The organism is Noviherbaspirillum humi (assembly GCF_900188095.1).
Classification (GTDB): domain Bacteria; phylum Pseudomonadota; class Gammaproteobacteria; order Burkholderiales; family Burkholderiaceae_D; genus Noviherbaspirillum; species Noviherbaspirillum humi.
The window spans coordinates 319,400-346,076 of the sequence record NZ_FZOT01000003.1 but is presented as its reverse complement, the minus strand read 5'-3'; the positions used below and the strand labels follow the sequence as shown (position 1 = coordinate 346,076).

Here is a 26,677-nt window from a genome sequence, read left to right as displayed (position 1 = left end):
CCATTTCGGCAAGAATCGACTATCCGCTTCCCATGGAGATTGCCGCATGTTCTTTGAAATCCCGGACCGCCTGCTGCCTGGAAAGACTTATCCGCTCGGCGCCACCTATGACGGCACCGGCGTCAACTTCGCCGTCTTCTCCGCCAATGCCGAAAAGGTGGAGCTGTGCGTGTTCGATCCGGCCGGCCGCAAGGAAGTCGCGCGCCTGACCTTGCCGGACTGCACCGACGAAGTCTGGAACGGCTACCTGCCGGAAGCGGGTCCGGGCTTGCTGTATGGCTACCGCGTCTACGGCCCCTATGAGCCGCAGCGCGGCTTCCGCTTCAATCCCCACAAGCTGCTGCTCGATCCCTACGCGCGCCAGCTGTCCGGCCCGCTGCGCTGGAACGATGCGCTGTTCGGCTACCGCATCGGCTCCTCGCGCCAGGACCTGAGCTTCGACCGGCGCGACAGCGCCGCCGCCATGCCCAAGGGCGTGGTGGTGGAGGAAGCCTTCAACTGGGGCGACGACCGCCGGCCGGAAGTGCCCTGGGAGCAGACCGTCATCTACGAGGCCCATGTGAAGGGCATCTCCATCCTGCGCGAGGACCTGCGCAGCGAAATGCGCGGCACCTTCACCGCGCTGGCCAATCCGCGCTTCATCGAGCACCTGCAGCGCCTCGGCGTGACCACGCTGGAACTGATGCCGGTGCAAGCCTTCATGCAGGAAGGCTTCCTGCTCGCCAAGGGCCTGCGCAATTACTGGGGCTACAGCCCGCTCTCCTTCTTCGCGCCCGAGCCGAGCTACATGTCCCGCGGCGGCCTGAACGACATGCGCCTCGCGGTGCGGCGCCTGCACGCGGCCGGCATCGAGGTCATCATGGACGTGGTCTACAACCACACCGGCAGCGGCAACCAGATGGGCCCGACGCTCTGCTTCCGCGGCCTCGACAACAGCAGCTACTTCCGCCTCGTGCCGGGCAACGAGCGCTACTACATCGACGAGACCGGCTGCGGCAACACGCTCAACGTCTCCCATCCGCGCGTGCTGCAGATGGTGCTGGACTCCCTGCGCTACTGGGCCGAATCCTTCCATGTCGACGGCTTCCGCTTCGACCTCGGCGCCACCCTGGGGCGCGAAGGCACCGGCTTCGACCCTGGCTCCGGCTTCTTCGACGCCATCCTGCAGGACCCGGTGCTGTCGCGCCTGAAGCTCATCTCCGAGCCCTGGGATGTCGGCCTCGGCGGCTACCAGCTCGGCAATCATCCGCCGCGCTTCGCCGAATGGAACGACAAGTACCGCGACGGCATGCGCCGCTACTGGCGCGGCGACGCCGGCCTGCGCGCCGACTTCGCCGCCCGCCTCTCCGGCTCGGCCGACGTGTTCGACCGCCGCCGCCGCAAGCCCTGGGCCTCCATCAATTTCCTCACCTCGCATGACGGCTTCACGCTCAACGACCTCGTCAGCTATTCGGAAAAGCACAACGACGCCAATGGCGAGAACAACAACGACGGCCACTCCGACAACCACAGCGCCAACTGGGGCGCGGAAGGCCCGACCGATGATCCCGGCATCAAGCAGCTTCGCAACAAGGTGAGGCGCGCCATGCTGGCCACCCTCATGTTCTCGCAAGGCACGCCGATGCTCCTCGGCGGCGACGAGTTCGGCCGCACTCAGGGCGGCAACAACAACGCCTATTGCCAGGACAACGAGATCTCCTGGGTCGACTGGAAGCTGGCCGAATCGGAGGAAGGCCAGGCGCTGATCGACTTCGTCAGCCGCCTCGGCGCGATCCGCCACAACTTCACGGCGCTGCAGTCGCACCGCTTCCTGCACGGCGAGGAGATTGCGCCCGGCGTGCAGAACGTGTCCTGGTACGACGAACAGGGCAATGCGCTGGAAGGCGATGCCTGGCAGAACGGGGACGCGCGGGCGCTGGCGGTGCAGCGCGCCGGCATCGGGCCGAAAGGAGAAGTGGACAAGGTGCTCATGTTCGTCAACGGCTGGCATGAGCCGCTGCGCTTCCGCTTCCCGGCAATGAATGGCGGTTGGTATCTGCTGGTGGACAGCAGCGTTGGGGAGACGGAGATTCGGCAGGTTGGGGAGGAGGCAGTGGAGGTGCAGGGGCATAGCGTGATGCTGTTTGCGAGCCGGGTGCCGAAGGTGCTGAGGTAGGCTGCACCATCTCGCATGGCGCACCAGAGAGTCAATGTGCTGGCGAAGCAAGCATTCAACGCTTCGGTGCTTCTGCACTTTCAGGGGCGGAACGCCATCCTATATCAGGATGGCGTTTCGTCAGGGCGAAAGCACGGGAACATTCATCTCTGTCCATGCTGGCGATGTGCTGCGGCGAAAATGTACTCCCTACCGATCTCAGCCAGTGCGGGCTTTTCGTTTCGGCGGCCTGAATCCTTGTTCGTCCTCGCCCACCCCGGACATCCATCTTCCGATGGAACGTGCCGGAGGTGAGCGCCTCTATACCTTGATAAGTCAAGCGCTTAGACAACGCGATGAATCATCACTTACCTCAGGTAGATGTCGTTCAGTTCGAGGCGTTTTTGTTCCAGGGGAAGCTCGCTGAAACGTCTTACAACATCAACGATCGTTTCAATTCTCGTGCTGCGGTTAAACATGGCATCGGACAATACACATTCTCGGACCAGCAGTTTCTCTTCACTCTTGAATGAATTGCCGAGCTGCCTCGCGACCCGATTGACAAGGTCTTCAGCTCGCGCGGCGGCGAGCTGAACCTTTTTCAGCTGCTCTGCACTTGGTGTAAAGATGATGGTGCGACCTTCACCTTTCAACACTATCTTGGTGCCCGTCGTCGCAGCACGCTGTGCGATATTGTATTTCGTCTCGTGGACACTGATGTCGTCGTGATATACGCCATTCAATGATTCGACGGGGCCGCCGGTGCTGATGATTAACGTCGATGGCGGTTTCATTATGTTCCGGGCTTGCATCCAACGAGCGAGCCAAGCCAGGTTCACCTGGCCATCCTGCATGTAAATGTATCCATCGCTGGCATTCAACCAGAGGTGAATTTCTGAGAACGGTGCACCATTTATTTCGCGCTCCTTGGCAAGACGTTCAAGCAGCGCGGTTGAGGTGCCTGCTGTCGGTTTTCCTGCGTCCAGTTGCCGGGCATCGATGCTCAGTGCGCGGCTGCTTGTTTTGGGCTTGGTTGCGTGCGGCTTCCATGAATTCGCTCGCCCTGCAAGCAGCTCGGGTGAGTGGAACGTCGTTGACTCGTCCATCCCGTGAGCCGATGAGACCGATATAGATGAAATGGTTGACATGGAATTTGCCTAGATTGAATAAGAGTAGAGCGGCTAAAACACCGCTGTAGCGTTTTAGCAAGTCACGTGCCACTTCTGGTCGTGCGTCCATTGTTGGTGGCTGTTCCTGAAGTGGCTCGTCATGGCAATAGGAAGGCGCGAGATGGTATGAAACCTGCATTCTTTTCAAAGTCTGTGGATCGCCACCTCAGGCTCACGTACGCATAAGGTCTTTCTGTCGGTCCTTCATCTTCAAACGTCCAGGCAATGGAGCATTAATGGGTATTTCGATACTACGCGACGCTTGCAGCCGTTTCAGCTCATTTGCTGCAAACTCCTCAATTCCATCATTAGCAGCGCCGCTGACCAAGTCAAACGCCAAATTCAACGCGGGACAGGTAGCTACCGAACAAGCAGAAAAAGCATTCAGAGCGATTTATGACGCGCCTTACAAACTGTATTTAAGCGCGGCAGAAACGGTTGACGCTGGAAAGCCGCTCAGTGCGGACCAGAAAAAAGCTTTGCAGCAGCAGCTTGACATTGGCCTCGCATGGCTGAACAACCATCCTGACCAGTTCGACAAGTTCAGGCGGGGTCGGCAAAAAGATTTTTTGCAATTGCTCGGGTACCTGAAAACCTTGGTTGAATTTCCCGGCTTGAGTCGACATACAAAGTCGCTAGACGCCTATCTTCTCCAAAGGGAGACCGGACAGCCTCCCACTTGGCAAAAGACCAGCGTTCCTGCTGCTTCGAAGAACTCAGCGTTCAAGTTGGTGACCCTGGGCGGAAACGAGTGGTATCAGTTGCCCGGTCCGTTCAATATAAACACCTCTGCGACTTTAGCCGACCCCGGAAAGCCGGCTTATATTCGTGTCGAGGCGATTAACAGCCGCATCAATCTCCAGCTAAGTGGCGGTGCAGCCGCGAATGAGCGTGCCGACAACCAGGTCGCCATTACTGGGCTTGGGAACGTCGTGAATGCCAGACAAAGCACCGGTCCGATTGAATTCAATTCCGACACCCAAACTTATTCTGTCCTCGATAAGCTTTTGCCCTGGACGGAACAAAGACGACCCATGGCATTCCGCACCCGAAATAATAGAATGATTGGCGGGAAAAGTAATGACATATACAACGCCAAGGGAAGTGATGAAATTGTCACGGGAGGTGGAAACGATCTGCTGATCTTGAAAGACACTCCTGACAACCTCAAGAACGCTGCCACCAAGCAGGAATTCATCGAGCGGGCTGCGAAAAGTATTGCTGATGGCTTGCAAAATCAGTGGAAAGTCGACGGGGGTGGTTCGCTCACCATTCTTGCCTACTTTCTTTCCCGTTTCGGTAACGGGATTAACCCTAATGATCAAAATGACGTTGAGGCGTTGCAAGTTGCACTGAAAAAGTACGGAGTTTCCCGAGAGCGGTATCCGAACGTCAGGATCGTTACCAAGAACTATCCTGGCGATATCGTGGAGTTCTTTGATGGTGGTAACACTGGCAAGGCGGCTTTGTGATGCTCTCATATAGCGGCAGCCGCTATGGTCGCCTAGAGGACTTGCTTAGTTACACCCCTAACAGAGCCATTCGGTCGCACGTAAGTTTTGAATAGGCGTTTGTCTGCAGCCGACTTTCTACTGCGTAGGCGTCATCGCCTTCATCGAAAATGGTCGCGTAGTATGCTTTTACACAAGCTTTTATTCTCTAATTTACGGCTAATCATCGAAAAGATGGATGCGATTATGACTTGAGATCTAAAGGCCTATTGCGCTCGCAGAATCTGTCAGCATAAGCACATGTTGATGATCCATTACAACTTAGGAATCGTATGGAAGTATCAGTCAAACCAGTAACCCATTCAAATACTAGTTCTCCCTCTCGTGGAAAACGCAGCGTTCCTGAAGTGCGGGCATGTCCGCAATCAAATTACGTCGAGGCAAAGAAAAAGCAAGAGCAAGGCGCTGTGGTAACTACGATTGCCATTATGGCCATGGGAGCTGGTACCCGTCCTCCCAATCCTTATCTGCTAGGGGGTGGATTCGTGGCTGTCGCTGGAGGAACTCTATGGACTTATATAGGGAAGAAAGATCAGCAAGCATTTGATGACTGCAATTCCCGTAAACCTTCATTGGAACAGATGGCACGTTAGTGGCATTTTCATCCCTCGCGAATCCAAATTGGAAGTGCAACTTGATTAACCAAGGCGGGAGGGAAGATGCGGTAGCATCCGAGCCCCAAGACCGCCACGTCAAAGGTGCCCGGAATGCGCTACACACACCTTACCCAAGGCGAGCGATACCAGATCACCATACTCAAGCAGGTCGGCCATGACTGCAGCAGCATTGCGCGGCTCATCAACCGGCACGAATGATCATCAGCCGGGAGTTGCGGCGCAATTGCGGTCAGCGCGGCTACCGCCCGGCGCAGGCGCAGCAGCAATCGCTGGCACGGCGGTGCATCAACAATGGCAAGCGTATCAGTGAAGGTGCCCGGGCCATCGTCGACATCAAGCTGGGCCAGCTTTGGAGTCCGGAGCAGGTCTTTGGTTATCTGAGGGTCAATGGCATGCCCAGCGTCAGCCTTGAACGCCTCTACCAGCACATCTATGCCGACCAGCGTGCTGGCGGCAGCTTGCACAAGGGCTTGCGATCTCAGAAACAGCGAAATAAGCGGTACGGGCAGCGGGACCGGCGCGGCGCGATCGCCCATGCCGTATCGATCGAGCAGCGGCCGGGTAGGGTTGATCGGCGTGAGCGGTATGGTGACTGGGAAGTCGACCTGGTGATTGGTGCCGCGCAACAGCAGGCGCTGGTCACGCTCAACGAGCGCAAGACCGCCCAGGCGGTATCGGACACCATGATTGGTCTGCTGACGCCATTTGTTGACTGCGTGCATACAGTAACGTACGATGATGGCAAGGAGTTTGCTCAACATGCCCGGATCGCGAAGGACCTGGACGCGCAATTCTTCCTTGCCCATCCCCATTGCTCGTGGGAGCGCGGTGCCAACGAAAACATGAACGGCTTACTTCGCCAGTTCTTCCCCAAAAAAATGGCCTTCGCGGACATCACCGATAATGACATTGCATTGGCCATGTACAGCCTAAACCATCGACCCAGGAAGTGCCTCGGCTTTAAAACACCCTACGAGGTCTTTATGAGCCAGCTACAATCCTGTTATTGAGCCGTTGCACTTCAGACTTGAATTCGCCAGTTGGGTTTGATCTAGCCATCGCCCTCGTTAGATTGGGCAGCTGCCAGATCAAACCGCGCTTACTTCAAGTCGCCGAACTCTCAATCACCTCCGCCTCCGCTTGATCGCTGGCGATCAACGGGTGGCTTTACAGTCGTCGGCTTGTTAATCAAGTCTTTCATTTCTTTTGTTAATTGACTATACATGTCATAGAAACGGCCCTGTTGATCAACAAAGCCCAGCACTGCTTCATTCTTCCCAGTTGGAAGCAGTGCAACTTTCAAGGTTTTACTGATTTTTTTAATAAGATCGGGAGCCCGAGGCCCATCAGCATATGAATAGGCTGCGGTTTTAATTTCGTCGTTAACAAAGGTCAGTTGCAATCCTGTTCTACGTTGGAAGCGCTCAAGTTTGTACGCACTGACATCGATCACCGGCGCCCTGTGAGTGAATGCTAATCCAGTACATGCCTCGTGCGTAGGGGTGGGAGGAGCGCATTCCCCGTGCACGGAATAACTTCGCTGCATCGTATCAAAAGGCGGTGCATCTTCTTTACTTAACTGTAGTCTGAGGCGGATCCCCGGAAAATTATATTGGGTTTCATTCAAAAAATTTAAAACATTGTTTTTGCCGATTATAGGTCTTGAGGTGTGGGTGCTTTTCTTGGAGTTCGCTAATGGTCTTGTTTGAGAGTAGATTGTGGAGAGTTGGGCTAGCCAAGGTGTTGACCGAATTGGCGCCGACCAAGATGGTTCGTTCAAAAGATTTTGTGTTTCGTTTACATTCGGCATCTTGCGTTTCCTCTATGTGAGGCGGATATGCACTATGCATATCCGCATATCCATACAAATGCAAATTACATGCCGTTCATAACTTCAGAGGCTGCAGCACTTCCTTAATTAATTTCTTCTCTACCTTAGAAAAACGGACTAGACGCTACTAAGAGCGCCATAACAAAATGGGAACGGAAATGGGTTTCGGAATGGGGCGTGTAACGTTCGCCAGCAGATGATCGAGCAGCCTAATCGCAGCAGTGCTTCATGCATATCGTCCCGTCTTTCATAACGTACTCGCAGGTGTCGGAACTGATGCAGTCAGGCGAAGCTGTGCTCGACCACCCAGCGTGTCACCCTGAGATGACTGCCGTGCTGGGTGTTGCGCGTGGTCAGTAGTGGAACAATATGGCGCTTGCGAAGCAAGCAGCGATACTTCTCGCAATCGTAAGCCCGGTCGGCTTGCACACAGCGCGGCTTGCGCAGCGGCCGGCGGCGCCGACCAGCGATGGTGGGCAGGGTCTGCAGCAACGGCATGAGCTGGGGAGTCGTGGCGGTTGGCGCCTGTCAGGATGATGTTTAGTGGCGTGCCGTTGCCATCGACGATGAGGGGGTGCTTGCTGCCCCGCCTTGCCCCAATCAGTCGGGTTGCGCCCAGTCTTTTCCTCCATGTACGGCGCGTACCGACGAGCTGTCGACAATGACGCGGGAAAAATCGAGCCGCTCGGCATGACGCAGTTTGGCGAGCAAGACCCGATGCAGCTTCTCCCACACGCCGGCCTGTTGCCAGTCGCGCGTACGGCGCCGGCAGGTCATGCCCGAGCCACATCCCATTTCCTGCGGCAGCAGCTCCCATGGCAAGCCGGTCTGCAAGAAGAGGATGATGCCGGTGAGGATGCGTCGGTCGTCCAATCGCTTTCGTCCAGCCGGCGACTTGTGCGGCGCTGGGGTGGCAATAACGGCCGCACAATTTCCCACAGTTCATCAATAACCAATTCGCGAGCCATTTTGTCTCTCCACCGGACACATCGGAATGACCGTTGGACAACTAATTTCAAAATTTGTTAGATGCTCTTAGAGTAGAGTAAGTTCGCTCCACATATGTAGTATTAGTCCCGGCTCCTTGGAGGCCTTATCTCATCAAATTCCCAGTTAGGAAATATTGCTCTGGTTGGTCTTTTGTCTGGCGTCTCATTGAGAATATTTTTGAAATTGTCTGGCAAAGCATCGTAAATTGGTTTGAAAATTTTAGTCTTTGGATCGTATAGACCTAAAACTGCTTCGTTCTTTTTACGGTCAATACGCAATGCTACCTCAAGATTTGGCGAGAACGTGGCCGTGGCGGTATGTTCGCCGTCATTGCTATGTATGATTGCCTTTGGAATGTTATGCGGAAAGCGAAGTCTAAACAAGTTTCCTTCCTCTACGTAACCTTCAACTTGCTGCCGTATCTGTATCTCAGGTACCTTGTTGTTTGAGTCCGACGATTCGCAACTAATATCAAACTTTTTTAAGTTCGTAGTATCAAAATGCCGGTCGACGTTATCGGTGCAATGTTGCACGACATTGGTGTCGCGCCAGTGGTTATCTTTGTCGAAAATCGGCCGGCTTTTTGATTGGCCGCTAAGTTTAACGTCATAACCATAACGCCCTGGCTGATTTCTAAGCTCTCCGAGGACAGCGTCTTTCCCCCATACAACAATACTGTTTGAGTTAGACGGTTGCCGCGCCGCTCCATTTGAAATCGGTTTGGATCCCATCGATGGCCCTGATTGGTTAATTCTTGATGCGATTTCGCCGATTCCTGGCTGAGCTGGATTTACTTTGGACATTTTGTTCACCTTGAGCTTGGATAGACCTGCGCCATGCAGTTCTTAAGCGAAGAGAATGCAATTGATGTGCCAATTAGTTTAATGAATCAAACACTTCGCAAGGATTAAGTGGCTTCTCCAACTTAAACTGCTGTTGCTCATCTACGTTCAACAACCGGAGGTTGAGCGTCAATCTATCCTGTTGTTCCCTTCTCCAGATGGTTTAGGAGAACAAGTTCTCTTGAAAGAGATCTGACAGGAACGCTTACGTAATACATGAAAAAACTGTTGCAGGGTTTATTTCTGAAACACCATGATAAATCCATTCACGCCTAAGGAAATCTGGTGTTTGCCAAGTGATACGTCATGGGCCAACAAGGGTTTACCTGGAAAATCATGGAGCGTGTTCTTGTCATCACCACTCATGTTGTAAACGCAAACCACTTTCTCCCCCTCAAACACCCGCTCAAACGCCAACACCCCCTCCGGCGCCTCCAGCAAACGTATCGCCCCCCGCTCCAGCGCTGGATGAGACTTGCGCAACTTGATCACCTCCCGCGCAAAGTTCAACACTGAGTCCGCCCGCGCATTCTGGCTCTCCACATTCAACTCCCGCTGCATGTCATCCACCGGCAGCCAGGGCTCCACGTCGCTGAAGCCGCCATGGACCTTGTTCGCCCAGGGCATCGGCGTGCGGCAGCCGTCGCGGCCCTTGAACTTGGGCCAGAAGCTTTTGCCGAAGGGGTCTTGCAGTCGCTCGAATGGCACATCGGCTTGCGGCAGGCCGAGTTCCTCGCCCTGGTACAGGCAGATGTCGCCGCGCAGGGAAAACAGCAGGGCCAGCATCTGCTTGGCGGTCTTCACCCTGTCGCGGCCGTGGGCCCAGCGGGTGGCGACGCGGGGCTTGTCGTGATTGCTGAGGGCGTAGCAGGGATTGGCCGGAGTTTTGATGCTTTCCTCCAGCGTGGCGATGACCTTGCGCACATGGTCGTCGCTGCTGTCGGGCGTCATCAGGGCGAAGCTGTAGGCGGAGTGCAGTCGGGTGGCGCCGGTGTAGTCGCCCATGAGCTTCAGGGCGTCGTGGCCGCCGACTTCGGCCAGGCTGAAGGCATCGTATTCATCGAGCAGGGCGCGGACGCGTTCGAGGAAGGGCAGCATCTCGGGCTGGGCCTGGTCGTATACATGCAATTGGAAGCCGTAGGGATGCAGGGCGGCGCTGCTATCTTCGCGCGGCGGATTGTTTCGCAGCTGCAGGTCCTGGAAAATGTGGTTGCAGGCATCGAAGCGGAAGCCGGTCACGCCGAGGTCGAGCCAGAAGCGCATTTCGGCGAGCACCTGTTCCTGCACCGCCGGGTTGTGCATGTTGAGGTCGGGCTGGCTGGAGAGGAAGGAGTGGAAATAGTATTGCCGCCGCTCCGCGTCCCAGCGCCACGCCGGGCCGCCGAAGACCGAGACCCAGTTGTTCGGCGGGCTGCCGTCGGGCTTCGGGTCGGCCCACAGGTACCAGTCGGACTTGCCGTTCTCCTTCGCCCGGCTCTGCACGAACCAGGGATGCTCTTCCGAAGTGTGGGACAGCACCATGTCCACCATCACGCCCAGGCCCATGGCCTTGGCGCTGCGCATCAGGCTTTTGAAGTCTTCCATCGTGCCGAAGATGGGATCGACCTGGCGGTAATCGGCCACGTCGTAGCCGAAGTCCTTCATCGGCGATTTGAAGAAGGGGCTGATCCAGATCGCATCCACGCCGAGCCGCTTGATGTAGTCGAGCTTGCTTTCAATTCCGGCAAGATCGCCGATGCCGTCGTTGTTGCTGTCGAAAAAACTGCGTGGATATACCTGATAGATGATCATGACTTCCCTGCTGCCTGAGTGGATTGCTGTAGAGAATTGTAAGTGCCGGGAAGACATGCCGGACCGGTTTTCGTGAAGCCCGGAAACCCGATGCGGCGGATTTTCCACGCTTGCTCCAGGTTTGATGACAGATCGGCCATGAAGCTTGTCATTCTCTGATGTCAACCTGAGAACGAATTGCCGTGTAGGACTCTCTATCTGTCGATTGAGCGGGCCGTTTCGGTCGGCCAAGAAACGCAACCAGCGAGCGATAGAACGATGGCAACGATTTCCTTCAACCCCCGCATCTATTACCTGCGGCCGCAGCTTTTCTCTTCCGCCGAGGCGATCGGGCAGCACCTCGACCGCTGCAAGGCGATGGGTTTCGACCATGTGCTGGTGCCGACGCCCCACGAGGACGTCACCGGTCCCTCGCCGGGCATCACCGACGCCACCCTGGGCGACCTGGCGCGGCGCTGCGGCGAGCGCGGTCTGAAGCTGCTGGCCGACCTCGACATGGCCAGCATCGGCGAGGATGCGGCGTTTCTGCAAAGCCATCTGCGCTGGTTCAATGCCGACAACATCTACGAGCCGCCCGATCCGCGCCAGCCGCTCAGCCTGCGGCCGGTGCCGGCGCTGCGCTTCGACGAGCCGGAGGTGGTGGAGCAGGTGTCGGACTACTGGGGCGAGCGCCTGCAGGGCTGGGTAAACGCCGGCGTGGCGGGATTTCGCTGCCTGTCGGTGTGCGGACCGCCGCCCGCCTCCTGGCGCCGCCTGATCGGCAAGCTGAAGGCGATGAACCCGGACCTGGCGTTCCTCGCCTGGACGCCGGGCTGCACGCCGGCCCACATCGAGGCGCTGGCCGGCTGCGGCTTCCACGCCACCTTTTCTTCCGCCGCCTGGTGGGATTACCGCTCGCCCTGGCTGGCGGACGAGCAGCAGCGCCTGAACCGCGTCGCCGCGCCCATCGCCTTTCCCGACAGCCCGGACGAATCGGTGATCGCCCGCGTCATCGGCTACGACGATCCGGAAGGCCGGCGGCGCATCCATGCGCGGGCGCTGCGCCTGGCGGCCGCCATCGGCAGCGGCATCCTGGTGCCGATGGGCTTCGAATACGGCCTGTCCACCTCGTTCGCAGCCATGGGCCTGGGCGAGGTGCCGTTCGACGAGCTGGCGCGGCATGCGTCGTTCGACATGTCGCCGGAAATCGCCGAAGCCAATGCCATGGCCGAGCGCACCGCCGGCCTGTACCGCGGCGGCCTGCTGCAGCAGTTCAGCAGCACCGGCGCCAGCATCGCCGCGCTGCTGCGCCATCCGGCGCCGGAGTCCGGCCGGGCGGGCGAGGCGCTGATGATCCTCGCCAACGCCGACACCCAGCATGCCTGTTCGGTGAACGAATCCCAGCTCCTGCAGCGCACCGAGGGCTTCGTGCGCCAGCAGCCCTTGTGGCCGGCGGCGGAGCAGATGGGCCACCATGCGTTCGAGCTGGAGCCGTCCGAGCTGCAGATGTTCGAGGCGCGCCGGCTGGCGCCCATCGTGATCCCGCCGCTGCGGCGCGGCAATGCGATCGCCGGCGCGGTCAAGGCGCCGCGCGTGGCGATCGAAGCGATCACGCCGTCGGTGGACGGCGGGCAATTCCCGGTCAAGCGCACCATCGGCGACACCGTCAACGTCGAAGCCGACGTCTTCGTCGACGGCCACGACAAGCTGGCGGTGTGCCTGCTGTGGCGCGCCGCCGATGAATCCGGCTGGCGCGAGGTGCGCATGCATCCGATCGGCAACGACCGCTGGTGCGCGCCGCTGCCGCTGGCGCGCATCGGCCGCCATTTCTTCACCGTCGAAGCCTGGCGCGATACCTTCGCCACCTACCGCGACGAGCTGGAGAAGAAGACCAATGCCGGCCTCAACGTGGCGCTGGAAGTGGAGGAGGGGCGGCTGATGGTGGAAGCCGCCGCCGCCCATGCCCGCGAGAAGGGGCTGGACGCCGCCGCCGGGCTGGAGGAAGTGTGCCAGCTGCTCAAGGGCCGCGCAGAGGACAGCGCCCGCATCGCCGCGCTGCTGTCGGAGCCGACGCTGATGCTGATGCGCCAGGCCGATGCCCGCCCGTTCGCCGTGCGGCGCGATCCGCCGCTGCGCATCGACGTCGAGCGCACCGCCGCCCGCTTTTCCAGCTGGTACGAGCTGTTCCCGCGCTCGCAGAGCGGCGATCCCTCCCGCCATGGCACCTTCGACGATGTCATCCAGCGCCTGCCGGCGATCCAGGCGATGGGCTTCGACACGCTGTACTTCCCGCCCATCCACCCGATCGGCCGCAAGCACCGCAAGGGCCGCAACAACAGCCTGGACGCCGGGCCGAATGATCCCGGCAGCCCGTATGCGATCGGCTCGGAGGAGGGCGGCCATGACGCCATCCATCCGCAGCTCGGCACGCTCGCCGACTTCCGCCGCCTGCGCGACGAGGCGGCGCGGCATGGGCTGGAGCTGGCGCTGGACTTCGCCATCCAGTGCTCGCCCGACCATCCCTGGCTGAAGGACCATCCCGACTGGTTCGCCTGGCGTCCCGACGGCACCATCCGCTATGCCGAGAATCCGCCGAAGAAGTACCAGGACATCGTCAACGTCGACTTCTACGCCAGGGGCGCCATCCCCGACCTGTGGATCGCCCTGCGCGACGTGGTGCTGCTGTGGGCGAAGGAAGGCGTGCGGGTGTTCCGGGTGGACAATCCGCACACCAAGCCGCTGCCGTTCTGGGAGTGGATGATCGCCGAGGTGCGGGCGCGCTATCCGGACACGATTTTCCTGTCGGAAGCCTTCACCCGGCCGAAGATGATGTACCGCCTGGCGAAGGTGGGGTACTCGCAGTCCTACACCTATTTCACCTGGCGCCATACCAAGCAGGAGTTCATCGAGTACCTCACGGAGCTCACCACCACCAACGTGCGCGAATACTTCCGCCCGCACTTCTTCGTCAACACGCCGGACATCAATCCCTACTTCCTGCAGCAGTGCGGCCGCCCCGGCTATCTCATCCGCGCCGCGCTGGCGACGCTGCTGTCCGGATTGTGGGGCATGTACAGCGGCTTCGAGCTGTGCGAGGGCGCGGCGGTGCCGGGCAAGGAGGAGTATCTCGATTCGGAGAAATACGAGATCCGCGCCTGGGACTGGCAGCGGCCGGGCAACATCATCGAGGAGATCACGCAGCTCAACCGCATCCGGCGCGACAACCCGGCGCTGCAGACCCATCTCGGCGTGCGCTTCCTGCACTGCTCCAGCGACCGGATCCTGTATTTCATGAAGGCCACCGAGCCGGTCGACAGCTGCCACCGCATGGGCGACAACGTGGTGCTGGGCGGCATCAACCTCGATCCATTCCATGCGCATGAAGGCGCGATCGAAGTGCCGCTGTGGGAATTCGGCCTGCCGGACGACGGCGCGCTGGAAGTGGAAGACCTGGTCGGCGGCGGCCGCAGCATCTGGCACGGCAAGTTCCGGCAACTCAGGCTGGATCCGTTTGTCTCTCCGTATGCCATCTGGCGCGTTCGACACAAGGGGGCATGAGCATGGACATGGACCGGCGCAAACTCAGCACGGACCGGCGCAAGACGGCGCGCAGCACCGCCGGATCGGCGATGGCGGCGCCGCGCCACGGCGACAACCCGCAATGGTACAAGGACGCGGTCATCTACCAGGTGCACGTGAAGTCCTTCTTCGATTCCAACAACGACGGCATCGGCGACTTCGCCGGCCTGATCGAGAAGCTGGACTACATCGCCGCGCTCGGCGTGAACACCATCTGGCTGCTGCCGTTCTATCCCTCGCCCTGGCGCGACGACGGCTACGACATCTCCGAGTACCGGGGCGTGCATCCGGACTACGGCAGCATCGCCGACGTGCGCCGCTTCATCCACGAGGCCCATGCGCGCGGCCTGCGCATCATCACCGAGCTGGTGATCAACCATACCTCCGACCAGCACCCTTGGTTCCAGCGCGCGCGCAAGGCCAAGCCCGGCTCGGTGGCGCGCAACTACTATGTCTGGTCGGACAACGACGAAGCCTATGCCGGCACGCGCATCATCTTCTGCGACACCGAAAAGTCCAACTGGACCTGGGACCCGGTCGCCAATGCCTTCTACTGGCACCGCTTCTATTCGCACCAGCCGGACCTGAACTTCGACAATCCGCAGGTGCTGAAGGCGGTGCTGGGCGTGATGCAGTTCTGGCTCGACATGGGCGTGGACGGCCTGCGCCTGGACGCGGTGCCCTACCTGATCGAGCGCGAGGGCACCTCCAACGAGAACCTGGAAGAGACGCATGTCATCCTGAAGAAGATCCGCGCCGCCCTCGACGAGTCCTACAAGAACCGCATGCTGCTGGCCGAGGCCAACATGTGGCCTGAGGATGTGCAGCCCTATTTCGGCGACAACGACGAATGCCACATGGCCTTCCACTTCCCGCTGATGCCGCGCATGTACATGGCGCTGGCGCAGGAAGACCGCTTCCCGATCACCGACATCCTGCGCCAGACGCCGGACATTCCCTCCGGCTGCCAGTGGGCCATCTTCCTGCGCAACCACGACGAGCTGACGCTGGAAATGGTCACCGACAAGGAGCGCGACTATCTCTGGACCTATTACGCCGCCGAGAAGCGGGCCCGCATCAACCTCGGCATCCGGCGCCGCCTGCTGCCGCTGATGGAGCGCGACAGGCGCCGGGTGGAGCTGCTCAACAGCCTGCTGCTGTCCATGCCCGGCACGCCGGTGATCTACTACGGCGACGAGATCGGCATGGGCGACAACATCCACCTCGGCGACCGCAACGGCGTGCGCACGCCGATGCAGTGGACGCCGGACCGCAACGGCGGCTTTTCCCGCGCCGACCCGGCGCGCCTGGTGCTGCCGCCCATCATGGACCCGCTCTACGGCTATGAAGCGGTCAACGTCGAAGCGCAGAGCGCCGATCCCTACTCGCTGCTGAACTGGATGCGGCGCATGCTGGCGGTGCGCAAGCATCACTGCGCCTTCGGCCGCGGCGCGCTGACGATGCTTTATCCGAGCAACCGCCGGGTGCTCGCCTATCTGCGCGAATACCAGCATCCGGACGACCCGCAGGCCACCGAGACCATCCTCTGCGTGGCCAACGTCTCGCGCTCGGCCCAGGCGGTGGAGCTGGACCTGGCGGCCTATGCCGAAAAGGTGCCAGTGGAAATGGTGGGCGGCTCCACCTTCCCGCCCATCGGCCAGCTGCCCTACCTGCTGACGCTGCCGCCCTACGGCTTCTACTGGTTCCTGCTCGCCACCAGCGCCCGGATGCCGAGCTGGCACGTGCCGGCGCCGGAGCCGCTGCCCGATCTGTCCACCATCGTGCTGCGGCGCGACGTCACCGAAATCCTGGAGCCGGAGAAGCGCTCGGTGCTGGAGCGGGACGTGCTGCCAGCCTATCTGCCGAAGCGGCGCTGGTACGCGGCCAAGCAGGAAAGGCTGAACTCCGTGCGCATCGTCCATTCCACCCTGCTGCCGGTGCCCTCGGCCCAGCCGCACAGCGCGCCCATGGTGTTGGCCGAGATCGAAACGGTGGCCGCGGGGCGGGGCGAGCGCTATCTGCTGCCGATCGGCTTCGTGCGGGAGGAAGACATCGCCACCGCGCTGCCGCAGCAGCTGGCGCTGGCCCGGGTGCGGCGCGGGCGGCAGGTCGGCTACCTGACCGACGCCTTCACCCTGGATGCCTTTCCCACCGCCATCGTCGAACTGCTGCGGGCCGGCACCGGCATCCCGGCGGAGGATGGCGAGATCCGCTTCATCCGGACCGCCGCGCTGGACGGCCAGGAACCGTCGAAGGAGCCGGGCATACGCCGGCTGTCGGCGGAACAGTCCAACAGTTCGCTGGTGATCGACAACCGGATGGTGCTGAAGGTGATCCGCCACCTGTCGGCCGGCATGCATCCGGAAGCGGAGATGGGCCGCTACCTGACCGAGCGCGGCTTCGCCAACTCGCCGCTGATGCTGGGCGAGGTGACGCGCTACGCCGCCGACGGCACGCCGACCACGATGATCATGCTGCAGCAGTACATCGACAACCAGGGCGATGCCTGGCAGTGGACGCTGGACACGCTGCAGCGCCTGATCCAGCAGGCGTCGGTGGCGGAAGCCATGGCCGGCGCGGAGAACAGCACCAACATCACCGAGATCGCCGATCCGCAGGAAGAGCTGACGGCCCTGGCCGCCAATCTCGGACGGCGCCTCGGTGAAATGCATGCGCTGCTGGCCAGCCCGACCGACCAGCCCGATTTCGCGCCCGAACCGGCCGGCGAGGACGCAGCCCGCGCCTGGGCGGAGGGCGCGCGTACCCAGCTGGAAGCCGCCTTCGACATCTTGCGCGGCAAGCGGGATTGGGACAGCGAGGCCGAGGCGCGCCGGGTGGCGCGCCTGGTGGAACAGCGCCAGCAGCTGCTGGACAAGGTCGACGCGCTGGCGGCGGCCGGCGCCGGCACCTTGCGCATCCGCATCCACGGCGACTTCCACCTCGGCCAGGCGCTGGTATCGCAGGGAGACGTGTACCTGGTGGATTTCGAAGGCGAGCCGGCCAAGACCCTGGCGCAGCGCCGCGCCAAGAGCAGCCCGATGCGCGACGTCGCCGGCCTGCTGCGCTCCTTCGACTATGCCGCCGCCTTCGCCAGCCGCAGCGGCGAGGAAATGACCGAGGCGGCCCAGCTGCGCAAGCAGCAGATCATCAAGGATTACCTGCCCAGTTCGCAGCATGCCTTCCTGCAGGCCTACCGCGAAGCCGCCTTCGGCGGCGCGCTCAAGGCGTCGGCGCAGGCCGAGCTTGCGCTGCTGCAGCTGTTCGTGCTGGAGAAGGCGGCTTACGAGGTATGCTACGAAGCGGCGAACCGGCCGGCCTGGCTGCCGGTGCCGGTGAACGGCATGGCGAAGATCGCCGACCAGCTGCTTGGAATCGCGGAAGGAGAATTGTCGGATGGCTGAGGAAATCGAAATCGATTCGCTGCAGGAAGTGCATCCGCAGGCGATGGAGGCCCTGCTGCAGGGGCGGCTGGAAGATCCTTTCGCCCTGCTCGGGCCGCATGACGAAGGCGGGGCGTCGGTGGTGCGCACCTTCCAGCCCGGCGCGCGGGCGGTGGACGTGCTCGACGCCGAAGGCCGTCTGGTCGAATCGCTCGTCAACCTCAACCAGAGCGGCCTGTTCGTCAGCGGCGCGCCGACCCTGGCGACGGGCGCGCGCTACCTGCTGCGCATCACCTGGCCCACTGCCGACGGCGGCGACACGGTGCAGCTCACCGAGGACCCGTACAGCTTCGGCCTGCTGCTGGGCGAGCTCGACATACACCTGCTGGCCGAGGGGCGGCATCGCCAGCTCGGCCGCTGCCTCGGCGCGTTGCCGACGAACGTGGACGGCGTGGCCGGCACCCGCTTCGCCGTCTGGGCGCCGAATGCGCGCCGGGTCTCGGTGGTGGGCGAATTCAACCACTGGGATGGCCGCCGCCATCCGATGAGAAAGCGGGTCGAGGCCGGCGTCTGGGAACTGTTCGTGCCGCGCATCGGTCCCGGCGCCCGCTACCAGTACGAAATCGTCGGCGCCGACGGCGCGGTGCTGCCGCTCAAGGCCGACCCGGTGGCGCGCGCCACCGAGCCGCCGCCCTCGACGGTATCCGTGGTGGCGTCCGACACGCCGCTGATCTGGAGCGACGCCGCCTGGATGGCGCAGCGCGCGCAGCGCCAGGCGACCGACGCCCCCATTTCCATCTACGAAGTGCATGCCGGCTCCTGGCTGCGGGTGCTGGAGGAAGACGGCCGCAGCCTCAACTGGCACGAGCTGGGCGACAGGCTGATTCCCTATGTGCTGCGCATGGGCTTCACCCACATCGAGTTCCTGCCGATCATGGAGCATCCCTTCGGCGGCTCCTGGGGCTACCAGCCGCTCGGGATGTTCGCGCCCAGCGCCCGCTTCGGCACGCCGGCCGGCTTTGCCGCCTTCGTCGACCGCTGCCATGCAGCCGGCATCGGCGTCATCCTGGACTGGGTGCCGGCGCATTTCCCGTCGGATGCGCACGGCCTGGCGCGCTTCGACGGCAGCGCCCTCTATGAGCACCAGGACCCGCGCGAAGGCTACCACCAGGACTGGAACACCCTGATCTACAACCTCGGCCGCAACGAAGTGCGGTCCTTCCTCATCGCCAGCGCGCTCGAATGGCTGGAGCATTTCCATGTCGACGGCCTGCGGGTGGATGCGGTGGCCTCCATGCTTTACCGCGACTACAGCCGCAAGGAAGGCGAGTGGATACCGAATGTCCATGGCGGCCGCGAGAACCTGGAGTCGGTGTCCTTCCTGCGCGAGCTGAACCAGGTGATCGCCGAGCGCTGCCCGGGCGTGGTCACCATCGCCGAGGAATCCACCGCCTGGCCCGGCGTGTCGGCGCCGGTGGAGGAGGGCGGCCTCGGCTTCCACTACAAGTGGAACATGGGCTGGATGCACGACACCCTGCGCTACATGGAGAAGGACCCGATTCACCGCCAGCATCACCACAACGACATGACCTTCGGCCTGGTGTATGCCTACTCCGAGAAATTCGTGCTGCCGATCTCCCACGACGAAGTGGTGCACGGCAAGGGCTCGCTCATCAACAAGATGCCGGGCGATGCCCATCAGCGCCTGGCCAACCTGCGCGCGTATTTCGGCTTCATGTGGACCCATCCCGGCAAGAAGCTGCTGTTCATGGGCTGCGAGTTCGGCGAGCATGCGGAGTGGAACCACGACGGCTCGCCCGGCTGGCACCTGCTCGACCATGGCGGCCACAAGGGCCTGCAGCGCCTGGTGCGCGACCTGAACCGGCTGTATGCGCATGAGCCGGCGCTGCACCGCAAGGATGCGGACCCGGCAGGCTTTGCCTGGGTCATCGGCGACGACAGCCAGAACAGCGTGTTCGCCTACCTGCGCCGGGGCGATGCCGGCGATGCGCCGCTGCTGGTGGTGCTGAACATGACGCCGGTGCCGCGCGAGGGCTACCGCATCGGCGTGCCGGCGGAGGAAGGACGAACCGTGGCCGAGTGGGAGGAGCTGCTCAACACCGATGCCGACGTCTACGGCGGCACGGGCCGCGGCAACGGCGGCGCGGTGCGGGTGGAAGCCCATGCCAGCCACGGCATGGCGCAATCGCTGGTGCTGACCCTGCCGCCGCTGTCGGTGCTGATCCTCAAGCCGCGCGCGGCGCCGGGTCAGGCATGACGCTGGCGCCGTCCCTGCCTTCGCGCATGCTGGCCGGCGTTCCCTATCCGCTCGGCGCCGCCTACGACGGCGCCGGCACCAATTTCGCGGTGTTCTCGGCCCATGCGGTCAAGGTCGAGTTGTGCCTGTTCGATCCCGCCGGGCGGCACGAGATCGTGCGCTACAGCCTGCCGGAATGCAGCAACGAGATCTGGCACGGCTACCTGCCCGGCCTGCACGCCGGCGCGCTCTACGGCTACCGCGCCTACGGCCCCTACCGGCCGGAGGATGGCCACCGCTTCAATCCGAGCAAGCTGCTGCTCGATCCCTACGCGCGCCAGCTGCACGGCCAGGTGCGCTGGACCGATGCCCTGTACGGCTACCGCTACCAGTCCCCCAAGGGCGACCTGTCCTTCGACCGGCGCGACAGCGCGCCCGCCATGCCGAAGGCGGTGGTGACGGCGGACGCCTTCAACTGGCATGACGACAAGCCGCCGCGCACGCCCTGGGAACGCACCGTGATCTACGAAGCCCATGTGCGCGGCCTCACCATGCGCGCCGAGGCGATTCATCCGCGCCTGCGCGGCACCTTCGCCGGCCTGGCCGATCCCTTCGTCATTGAGCATCTCACCCGGCTCGGCATCACCGCCGTCGAGCTGCTGCCGGTGCATGCCTTCCTGCAGGACCGCCGGCTGGTGGCGCAGGGATTGTCGAACTACTGGGGCTACAACACCCTGGCGTTCTTCGCGCCGGAGCCGCGCTACCTGGCGGACGGCTCGCCGAACGAGATGCGGCAGGCGATACGGCAGCTGCATGCGGCCGGCATCGAGGTCATCCTCGACGTGGTCTACAACCATACCTGCGAGGAAGGCGAGACCGGGCCGACGCTGTCCTTCCGCGGCCTCGACAACGCCAGCTACTACCGCCTGCATGCCGGCAACCACCGCCACCTGGTGAACGACACCGGCTGCGGCAACACGCTCAACCTATCGCATCCGCGCGTGATCCAGCTGGTGATGGATTCGCTGCGCTACTGGGTGCAGGAGTTCCATGTCGACGGCTTCCGCTTCGACCTCGGCGCCACGCTCGGCCGCGAGCAGCACGGCTTCGATCCCGGCGCCGGCTTCTTCGACGCGCTGATGCAGGACCCGGTGCTGGCGCAGGTGAAGCTGATCTCGGAGCCCTGGGACCTCGGCCCCGGCGGCTACCAGGTCGGCAACCATCCGCCCGGCATGGCCGAATGGAACGACCGCTTCCGCGACGATGTGCGCCGCTTCTGGCGCGGCGACGCCGGCAAGCGCGGCGCGGTGGCGGGCCGCCTGCTCGGCTCCGCCGACCTGTTCAATCATCGCCGGCGGCGCGCCTGGTCCTCGGTCAACTTCGTCACCGCCCACGACGGCTTCACCCTGCAGGACCTGGTCAGCTACAACGGCAAGCACAACCTCGCCAACGGCGAGGACAACCGCGACGGCAGCGACGACAACAAGAGCAGCAACTGGGGCGTCGAAGGTCCGAGCAGGGATGCGAACATCGTCGCCAACCGCGAGCGGGTGAAGCGGGCCGTCCTGATGACGCTGATGTTTTCCAACGGCACCCCGATGCTGCTCGGCGGCGACGAGTTCGGCCGCACCCAGCAGGGCAACAACAATCCCTACAACCAGGACAACGACATCTCCTGGTTCGACTGGAATCTGGCGCGCTCGGATGCCGGGCAGGCGCTGATCGAGTTCACCCGGCGCTGCATCGCCATCCGGCTGGAACGGCCGACGCTGCGCAGCACCCGCTTCCTGAATGCCAGCGCCAGGACGGTGCACGGCGTGCCGGATATCGGCTGGTTCGACGAAAGCGGCAGCGAGATGGATCATGAACGCTGGCATTACTACGAAGGCCGTCTGCTGGCGCTGCGCCGCATCGCCGCCGAGCGCCGGGAACACGCCGGCGGCAGCGACGACCGCGTGAGCGCCTCGTTGTTGCTGCTCAATGCCTATTCCGAAGACCGGGAATTTGTGCTGCCGGCGCCGGTCATGCAATGGCATGCGGTGATCGACGCCGCCGAGCCGTGGGACCAGCCCGCGCCGGCGCCGGTGCGCCAGCCGCATGACAACCGCATCCTCGTCGCCGCCCACAGCGCGGTCTTACTGGTAGCCGACCATGTCCAACTTTGAACCCACTTTCGGCGCGCGCCTCGTCGCGCCCAACCGCACCCGCTTCCGCTTCTGGGCGCCTGGCACCGGCCAGGTCGGCCTCGAGATCGATGGCCGGCCGCCGCAGCCGATGCAGGCCCTGCCGGACGGCTGGTTCGAGACCGAGGCGGATTGCGGTCCCGGCGCCCGCTACCGCTTCCGCGTCAGCCCCGACCTGGCGGTGCCCGACCCGGCATCGCGCGCCCAGGCCGGCGACGTGCACGATGCCAGCCTCGTCTGCGACCCGAATGCCTATGCCTGGAAGCATGCCGGCTGGAACGGCCGGCCCTGGCATGAGACCGTGCTGCTGGAGTTGCATGCCGGCGCGCTCGGCGGCTTCGCCGGCGTGGCAAAGCAATTGCAGGGGTTGGCCGACCTCGGCATCACCGCCATCGAACTCATGCCGGTGGCCGACTTCCCCGGCCGGCGCAACTGGGGCTACGATGGCGTGCTGCCCTATGCGCCGGATGCCTCCTACGGCACGCCGGACGACTTCAAGGCGCTGGTCGACCAGGCCCACGGCCTCGGCATGATGGTGTTCCTCGACGTGGTCTACAACCACTTCGGGCCGGACGGCAACTATCTCGCCGCCTATGCAAAGTCCTTCTTCCGCGACGACGTCCACACGCCCTGGGGCCAGGCCATCGACTTCCGCCAGAAGCCGGTGCGCGACTTCTTCATCGAGAATGCGATTTACTGGCTGACCGAATTCCGCCTCGACGGCCTGCGCTTCGACGCCGTGCATGCGATCGGCGAGAAGGACTTCCTCACCGAGCTGGCGCAGCGGGCGCGCGCCGCCCTGCCGCCGCAGCGCCATGCGCACCTGGTGCTGGAGAACGAGGAAAACAGCGCCGGGCTGCTGGCGCCGCGCCGGCTGTTCGATGCGCAGTGGAACGACGACATCCACCATGCGCTGCATGTGCTGATGACGCGCGAGCACGAGGGCTACTATGCCGGCTATGTGGAGCGCACCGCGGAGAAGCTGGCGCGCAGCCTGGCGGAAGGCTTCATCTACCAGGGCGAGCCGAACCCCTACACCGGCAAGCCGCGCGGCGAGCCGAGCGGCCATCTGCCGCCGACCTGCTTCGTCGCCTTCCTGCAGAACCACGACCAGATCGGCAACCGCGCCTTCGGCGAGCGCCTCGCCGCGCTGGCCGATCCGCATGCGCTGCGCGCCGCGATGGCGCTGCTGCTGCTGTCGCCGCAGGTGCCGATGCTGTTCATGGGCGAGGAATTCGGCGCCACCCAGCCCTTCCTGTTCTTCACCAGCCACCTCACGCCGGAGCTGGCCGACGCGGTGCGCACCGGCCGCCGGCAGGAATTCGCCAAGTTCTCCTCCTTCAGCGATCCGGCGGTGCGCGAACGCATCCCCGATCCCAATGCCGAGCAGACCTTCCACGACTCCATCCCGCAGCCGGCGGATGAAACCGCGATGGCCTGGCGCGACTGGATCAAGGCCCTGCTCACCCTGCGGCGCGAGCAGATCCTGCCGCGGCTGGAAGGCGCCGCCGCCCTCGGCGCGGAAGTGCTGGGGGAGGCGGCGGTGCGGGCGCGCTGGCGCCTGGGCGACGGCCAGGTGCTGATGATCGCCCTTAACCTGGCCGATGCGCCTGTGGCCATTGCCTACGAGCGGCTGGCCGACGGCCGTGGCGGCCGCATCCTGTTCGAAACCGACGGCGTGGAAGACGCGGCGGTGGCCGGCCAGCTGCCGCCGCATTCCGTGCTCGTCCTGATGGAGCCGGCAGCATGAACGACAACCACCTCTTCGACCTGGCCGCCGCCGCCGGCCTGAGCCGCGACTGGACCAGCGCCAAGGGCGAGGCCATGCAGGTGAGCCCGGATACGCTGCGCACCATCCTGGAAGCCCTGGAGCTGCCCTGCGGCAGCGACGAGCAATGCCGCGATAGCCGCGCCCGCCTGGCGCAGCTGATGGCCGGCGATGCGCTGCCGCCGCTGCTCACCGGCCTGGTCGACCAGCCGCTGCATCTGCCCGCCATGCCGCACCTGGCCGGCCGCAACTACCGCATCGAGTTCGAGCACGGCGGCCAGTTCGACGGCCGCTTCGGCGACGACGCCGCCAACCTGCTGCTGCCGCCGTTCGGCCAGCCCGGCTATCACCGCCTGCTGGTTGAGGAGGAGGCCACCGTGCTGGCGATCGCCCCGCCGCGCTGCTACGGCGTGGCCGACGCGATGCAGGCGGCGAAGGTGAGCGGCGTGCTCGGCGCGCCGGACGATCCGCGCCTGTGGGGCCTCGGCGTGCAGCTGTATTCGCTGCGCCGCCCGGGCGACGGCGGCCTCGCCGATTACGGCGCGCTGGCGCGGCTGGCGAAGTGCGCCGCCGAGCGCGGCGCCGGCGCGCTGGCCATCAGCCCGGTGCATGCGATGTTCAGCGCCGACGTGCATCGCTTCAGCCCCTACGGCCCGTCGAGCCGGCTGTTCCTCAACGCGCTGCATATCGATCCGGCTTCGGTGCTCGGCCTGCAGGCGCTGGAGGCGGCGGTGGATGCGCTCGGCCCCGAGGCGCGCGCAACCATGGCGCGGCTGGAGCAGCAGGACCTGGTCGACTGGCCGCAGGCCGGCGGCCTGCGCCTGCGCCTGCTGCGCAGGCTCTACGAGCAGTTCATCGGCAACGGCAAGCTGGACGAGTTCGACGATTTCCGCGCCCACGGCGGCACCGCCCTGCGCGACCATGCGCGCTTCGAGGCGCTGCATGCGGCGCGTTTGGCCCGGGGCGAGGACGGCTACTGGCTCACCTGGCCGCAAGGCCTGCGCGATCCGGCCGGGGCCGAGGTGGACGCCTTCGCCCGCGAGCATGCGGACGAGATCCGCTTCCACGAGTTCCTGCAGTGGCAGGCGGCGCGCGGCCTGGGGGCGGCGCAGAAGGCGGCCTGCCAGGCCGGCATGCCGATCGGCCTCATCAGCGACCTCGCCGTCGGCGCCGACAACGGCGGCAGCCAGGCCTGGAGCCGGCAGCGGGAAATCATCCGGGGACTGTCGGTCGGCGCGCCGCCGGACATCATGAACGTGCACGGCCAGGCCTGGGGCCTCGGCGCCTTTTCGCCGCATGCGATGCGCGCCGGCGGCTTCGCCGCCTACCTGGAAATGCTGCGCGCCAGCTTCGCCCATGCCGGCGGGGTGCGCATCGACCATGTGCTCGGCCTGACCCGCCTCTGGCTGGTGCCCAACGGCGCCTCGCCGCAGGATGGCGCCTACCTCACCTATCCGCTGCAGGACCTGCTGCGCCTGATCGCGCTCGAATCCTGGCGCCACAAGGCAATCGTCATCGGCGAAGACCTCGGTACGGTGCCGGAAGGCTTCGACCGCACGCTGGCCGACGCCGGCCTGCTCGGCATCCGGGTGCTGATGTTCCAGCGCCAGGGCGAGCGCTTCCTGAACCCGGTGGAGTGGCCGCGCACCGCCATCGCCACCACCACGACGCACGACCTGCCGACCATGGCCGGCTGGTGGGCCGGGCATGACGTCGCCCTGCGCGGCGGCCTCGGCCTGCTGGAGCCCGGCAAGAGCGAGGCCGATGCCCGCGCCGAGCGCGGGCGCGAACTGCGCTCGCTGTGGGACGCATTGTGCGGCACCGGCTCGGCGCAGGGCGAGATGCCGCCGTTCACCGCCGAGGCGGCACCGGTCGACGCCGCCATCGACTTCATGTCGGCCGCGCCGGCGCCGCTGGCGATGCTGCCGATCGAGGACGCGCTCGGCCTGACGGAACAGCCCAACCTGCCCGGCACGGTGGACGAGCATCCTAACTGGCGCCGCCGCCTGCCGCAGCCGGTGGAGCAGGTGCTGGATGGGGAAGCGGTTTCGCGCCGGCTGCACATCCTGGAGCGCACCCGGGGTCACCGGAAGAATCCGGGTTGAGAGGGAGGATGTTTACCGCATGCGGGTTTGCGCAAGGCGTAGCATATGAGGATGCGTGAAGATGGCGGCATTGAATCTGCTGCGAAGGATGCTGGCAAACGCACCCGCGGGTAGTCGCGCAGCAAAGAAAACTCCTCCCCTTTCAAGGGGGAGGCTGGGAGGGGGATGGGGTTCTTCTGCATTCAAAGGACGTACTTTAATCGCTGCAGAAACCCATCCCTACCCACAGCAGCGCTTGCAAGCGCTGCTGGCTGCGCAGGCGCGGAGCAATGCTCCGCGAAACCCCTGCTACGCCCCTATCCCTCCCCTTAAAAGGGAGGGGACTTCCTTTATGGTTGGACCTCACCCACGGTTGCGCTTGCAAGCGCAACCGGCTCCGCAGGCGCGAAGCAATGCTTCACGAATTCCCTGCTTCGCCCCCTGCTACGCCACAGGGATGCGCTTCGAAACCGCCGCGAGTAATTCAAATGCGAAATCCATAATAACGTCACCCATTTAGGCAACGCGATTCTTGCTCTGGAAACAGCGAATGCAAAGATTC

The 26,677-nt window shown here is 63.3% G+C and carries 13 protein-coding genes and 2 pseudogenes; 10 read left to right on the top strand and 5 right to left on the bottom strand.

All coding sequences use genetic code 11. The features are described from left to right. Positions 1-46 precede the first annotated feature (46 nt). Positions 47-2,155, top strand: a complete 2,109-nt coding sequence (gene glgX, locus CHB88_RS07960; RefSeq protein WP_089398771.1) for a glycogen debranching protein GlgX — start codon at positions 47-49, stop codon at positions 2,153-2,155. 347 nt (positions 2,156-2,502) lie between these two features. Here the strand turns inward: glgX (CHB88_RS07960) and CHB88_RS24330 are convergent, their stop codons facing one another. After that, positions 2,503-3,282, bottom strand: a complete 780-nt coding sequence (locus tag CHB88_RS24330) for a hypothetical protein (RefSeq protein ID WP_143131179.1) — start codon at positions 3,280-3,282, stop codon at positions 2,503-2,505. Between the two features lie 257 nt (positions 3,283-3,539). On the opposite strand from CHB88_RS24330, the gene CHB88_RS07950 reads away from it, so the two are divergent. The 3 genes and pseudogenes from CHB88_RS07950 to CHB88_RS07945 all read left to right on the top strand — a co-directional run bounded on the left by CHB88_RS07950 (position 3,540) and on the right by CHB88_RS07945 (position 6,441). Beyond that, on the top strand, positions 3,540-4,775 hold the full coding sequence (locus CHB88_RS07950; RefSeq protein ID WP_143131178.1) for a hypothetical protein: 1,236 nt from the start codon (positions 3,540-3,542) through the stop codon (positions 4,773-4,775). A gap of 311 nt (positions 4,776-5,086) precedes the next feature. Continuing rightward, positions 5,087-5,407 (top strand): hypothetical protein, encoded by a 321-nt coding sequence (locus tag CHB88_RS24325; protein ID WP_143131177.1) that lies wholly within the window; start codon positions 5,087-5,089, stop codon positions 5,405-5,407. Between the two features lie 114 nt (positions 5,408-5,521). After that, positions 5,522-6,441 (top strand): annotated as a pseudogene (locus CHB88_RS07945) (IS30 family transposase). Positions 6,442-6,551: 110 nt separating this feature from the next. Here CHB88_RS07945 and CHB88_RS24315 read toward each other — a convergent pair. The 4 genes and pseudogenes from CHB88_RS24315 to CHB88_RS07935 all read right to left on the bottom strand — a co-directional run bounded on the left by CHB88_RS24315 (position 6,552) and on the right by CHB88_RS07935 (position 10,885). Then, positions 6,552-7,241 carry a hypothetical protein gene (locus CHB88_RS24315; RefSeq protein WP_143131175.1) on the bottom strand — a complete coding sequence of 230 codons (690 nt, stop codon included), beginning with the start codon at positions 7,239-7,241 and terminating at the stop codon, positions 6,552-6,554. Positions 7,242-7,379: 138 nt separating this feature from the next. After that, a pseudogene (locus tag CHB88_RS07940) lies at positions 7,380-8,230 on the bottom strand (IS5 family transposase). Between the two features lie 102 nt (positions 8,231-8,332). Further along, positions 8,333-9,055 (bottom strand): hypothetical protein, encoded by a 723-nt coding sequence (locus tag CHB88_RS24310; RefSeq protein ID WP_143131174.1) that lies wholly within the window; start codon positions 9,053-9,055, stop codon positions 8,333-8,335. A gap of 276 nt (positions 9,056-9,331) precedes the next feature. Continuing rightward, complete coding sequence (locus tag CHB88_RS07935) at positions 9,332-10,885, bottom strand: alpha-glucosidase (protein WP_089398767.1); 1,554 nt, start codon at positions 10,883-10,885, stop codon at positions 9,332-9,334. A gap of 258 nt (positions 10,886-11,143) precedes the next feature. Between CHB88_RS07935 and CHB88_RS07930 the strand changes: the two genes are divergently transcribed. From CHB88_RS07930 to malQ, 6 genes are read left to right on the top strand one after another with little or no spacing between them, the layout of a single operon-like run. Then, positions 11,144-14,422 (top strand): alpha-1,4-glucan--maltose-1-phosphate maltosyltransferase, encoded by a 3,279-nt coding sequence (locus CHB88_RS07930; RefSeq protein WP_089398766.1) that lies wholly within the window; start codon positions 11,144-11,146, stop codon positions 14,420-14,422. A gap of 8 nt (positions 14,423-14,430) precedes the next feature. Next, complete coding sequence (gene treS, locus CHB88_RS07925) at positions 14,431-17,844, top strand: maltose alpha-D-glucosyltransferase (protein WP_217900138.1); 3,414 nt, start codon at positions 14,431-14,433, stop codon at positions 17,842-17,844. After that, positions 17,837-20,101, top strand: coding sequence for a 1,4-alpha-glucan branching protein GlgB (gene glgB / locus CHB88_RS07920; protein WP_089398765.1), 2,265 nt, complete (start codon positions 17,837-17,839; stop codon positions 20,099-20,101). The genes treS and glgB overlap by 8 nt, the downstream gene beginning before the upstream one ends. After that, complete coding sequence (glgX, locus tag CHB88_RS07915) at positions 20,098-22,245, top strand: glycogen debranching protein GlgX (RefSeq protein ID WP_089398764.1); 2,148 nt, start codon at positions 20,098-20,100, stop codon at positions 22,243-22,245. The genes glgB and glgX (CHB88_RS07915) overlap by 4 nt, the downstream gene beginning before the upstream one ends. After that, positions 22,232-24,013 (top strand): malto-oligosyltrehalose trehalohydrolase, encoded by a 1,782-nt coding sequence (gene treZ, locus CHB88_RS07910; RefSeq protein ID WP_089398763.1) that lies wholly within the window; start codon positions 22,232-22,234, stop codon positions 24,011-24,013. The genes glgX (CHB88_RS07915) and treZ overlap by 14 nt, the downstream gene beginning before the upstream one ends. Then, on the top strand, positions 24,010-26,136 hold the full coding sequence (gene malQ / locus CHB88_RS07905; RefSeq protein ID WP_089398762.1) for a 4-alpha-glucanotransferase: 2,127 nt from the start codon (positions 24,010-24,012) through the stop codon (positions 26,134-26,136). Before treZ ends, malQ begins: the two co-directional genes overlap by 4 nt. Positions 26,137-26,677 lie beyond the last annotated feature (541 nt).

Coding starts and splice junctions, on each gene's coding strand:
- glgX (WP_089398771.1), top strand. CDS start 47: ATGTTCTTTGAAATCCCGGACCGCCTGCTGCCTGGAAAGACTTATCCG.
- CHB88_RS24330 (WP_143131179.1), bottom strand. CDS start 3,282: ATGTCAACCATTTCATCTATATCGGTCTCATCGGCTCACGGGATGGAC.
- CHB88_RS07950 (WP_143131178.1), top strand. CDS start 3,540: ATGGGTATTTCGATACTACGCGACGCTTGCAGCCGTTTCAGCTCATTT.
- CHB88_RS24325 (WP_143131177.1), top strand. CDS start 5,087: ATGGAAGTATCAGTCAAACCAGTAACCCATTCAAATACTAGTTCTCCC.
- CHB88_RS24315 (WP_143131175.1), bottom strand. CDS start 7,241: ATGCCGAATGTAAACGAAACACAAAATCTTTTGAACGAACCATCTTGG.
- CHB88_RS24310 (WP_143131174.1), bottom strand. CDS start 9,055: ATGTCCAAAGTAAATCCAGCTCAGCCAGGAATCGGCGAAATCGCATCA.
- CHB88_RS07935 (WP_089398767.1), bottom strand. CDS start 10,885: ATGATCATCTATCAGGTATATCCACGCAGTTTTTTCGACAGCAACAAC.
- CHB88_RS07930 (WP_089398766.1), top strand. CDS start 11,144: ATGGCAACGATTTCCTTCAACCCCCGCATCTATTACCTGCGGCCGCAG.
- treS (WP_217900138.1), top strand. CDS start 14,431: ATGGACCGGCGCAAACTCAGCACGGACCGGCGCAAGACGGCGCGCAGC.
- glgB (WP_089398765.1), top strand. CDS start 17,837: ATGGCTGAGGAAATCGAAATCGATTCGCTGCAGGAAGTGCATCCGCAG.
- glgX (WP_089398764.1), top strand. CDS start 20,098: ATGACGCTGGCGCCGTCCCTGCCTTCGCGCATGCTGGCCGGCGTTCCC.
- treZ (WP_089398763.1), top strand. CDS start 22,232: ATGTCCAACTTTGAACCCACTTTCGGCGCGCGCCTCGTCGCGCCCAAC.
- malQ (WP_089398762.1), top strand. CDS start 24,010: ATGAACGACAACCACCTCTTCGACCTGGCCGCCGCCGCCGGCCTGAGC.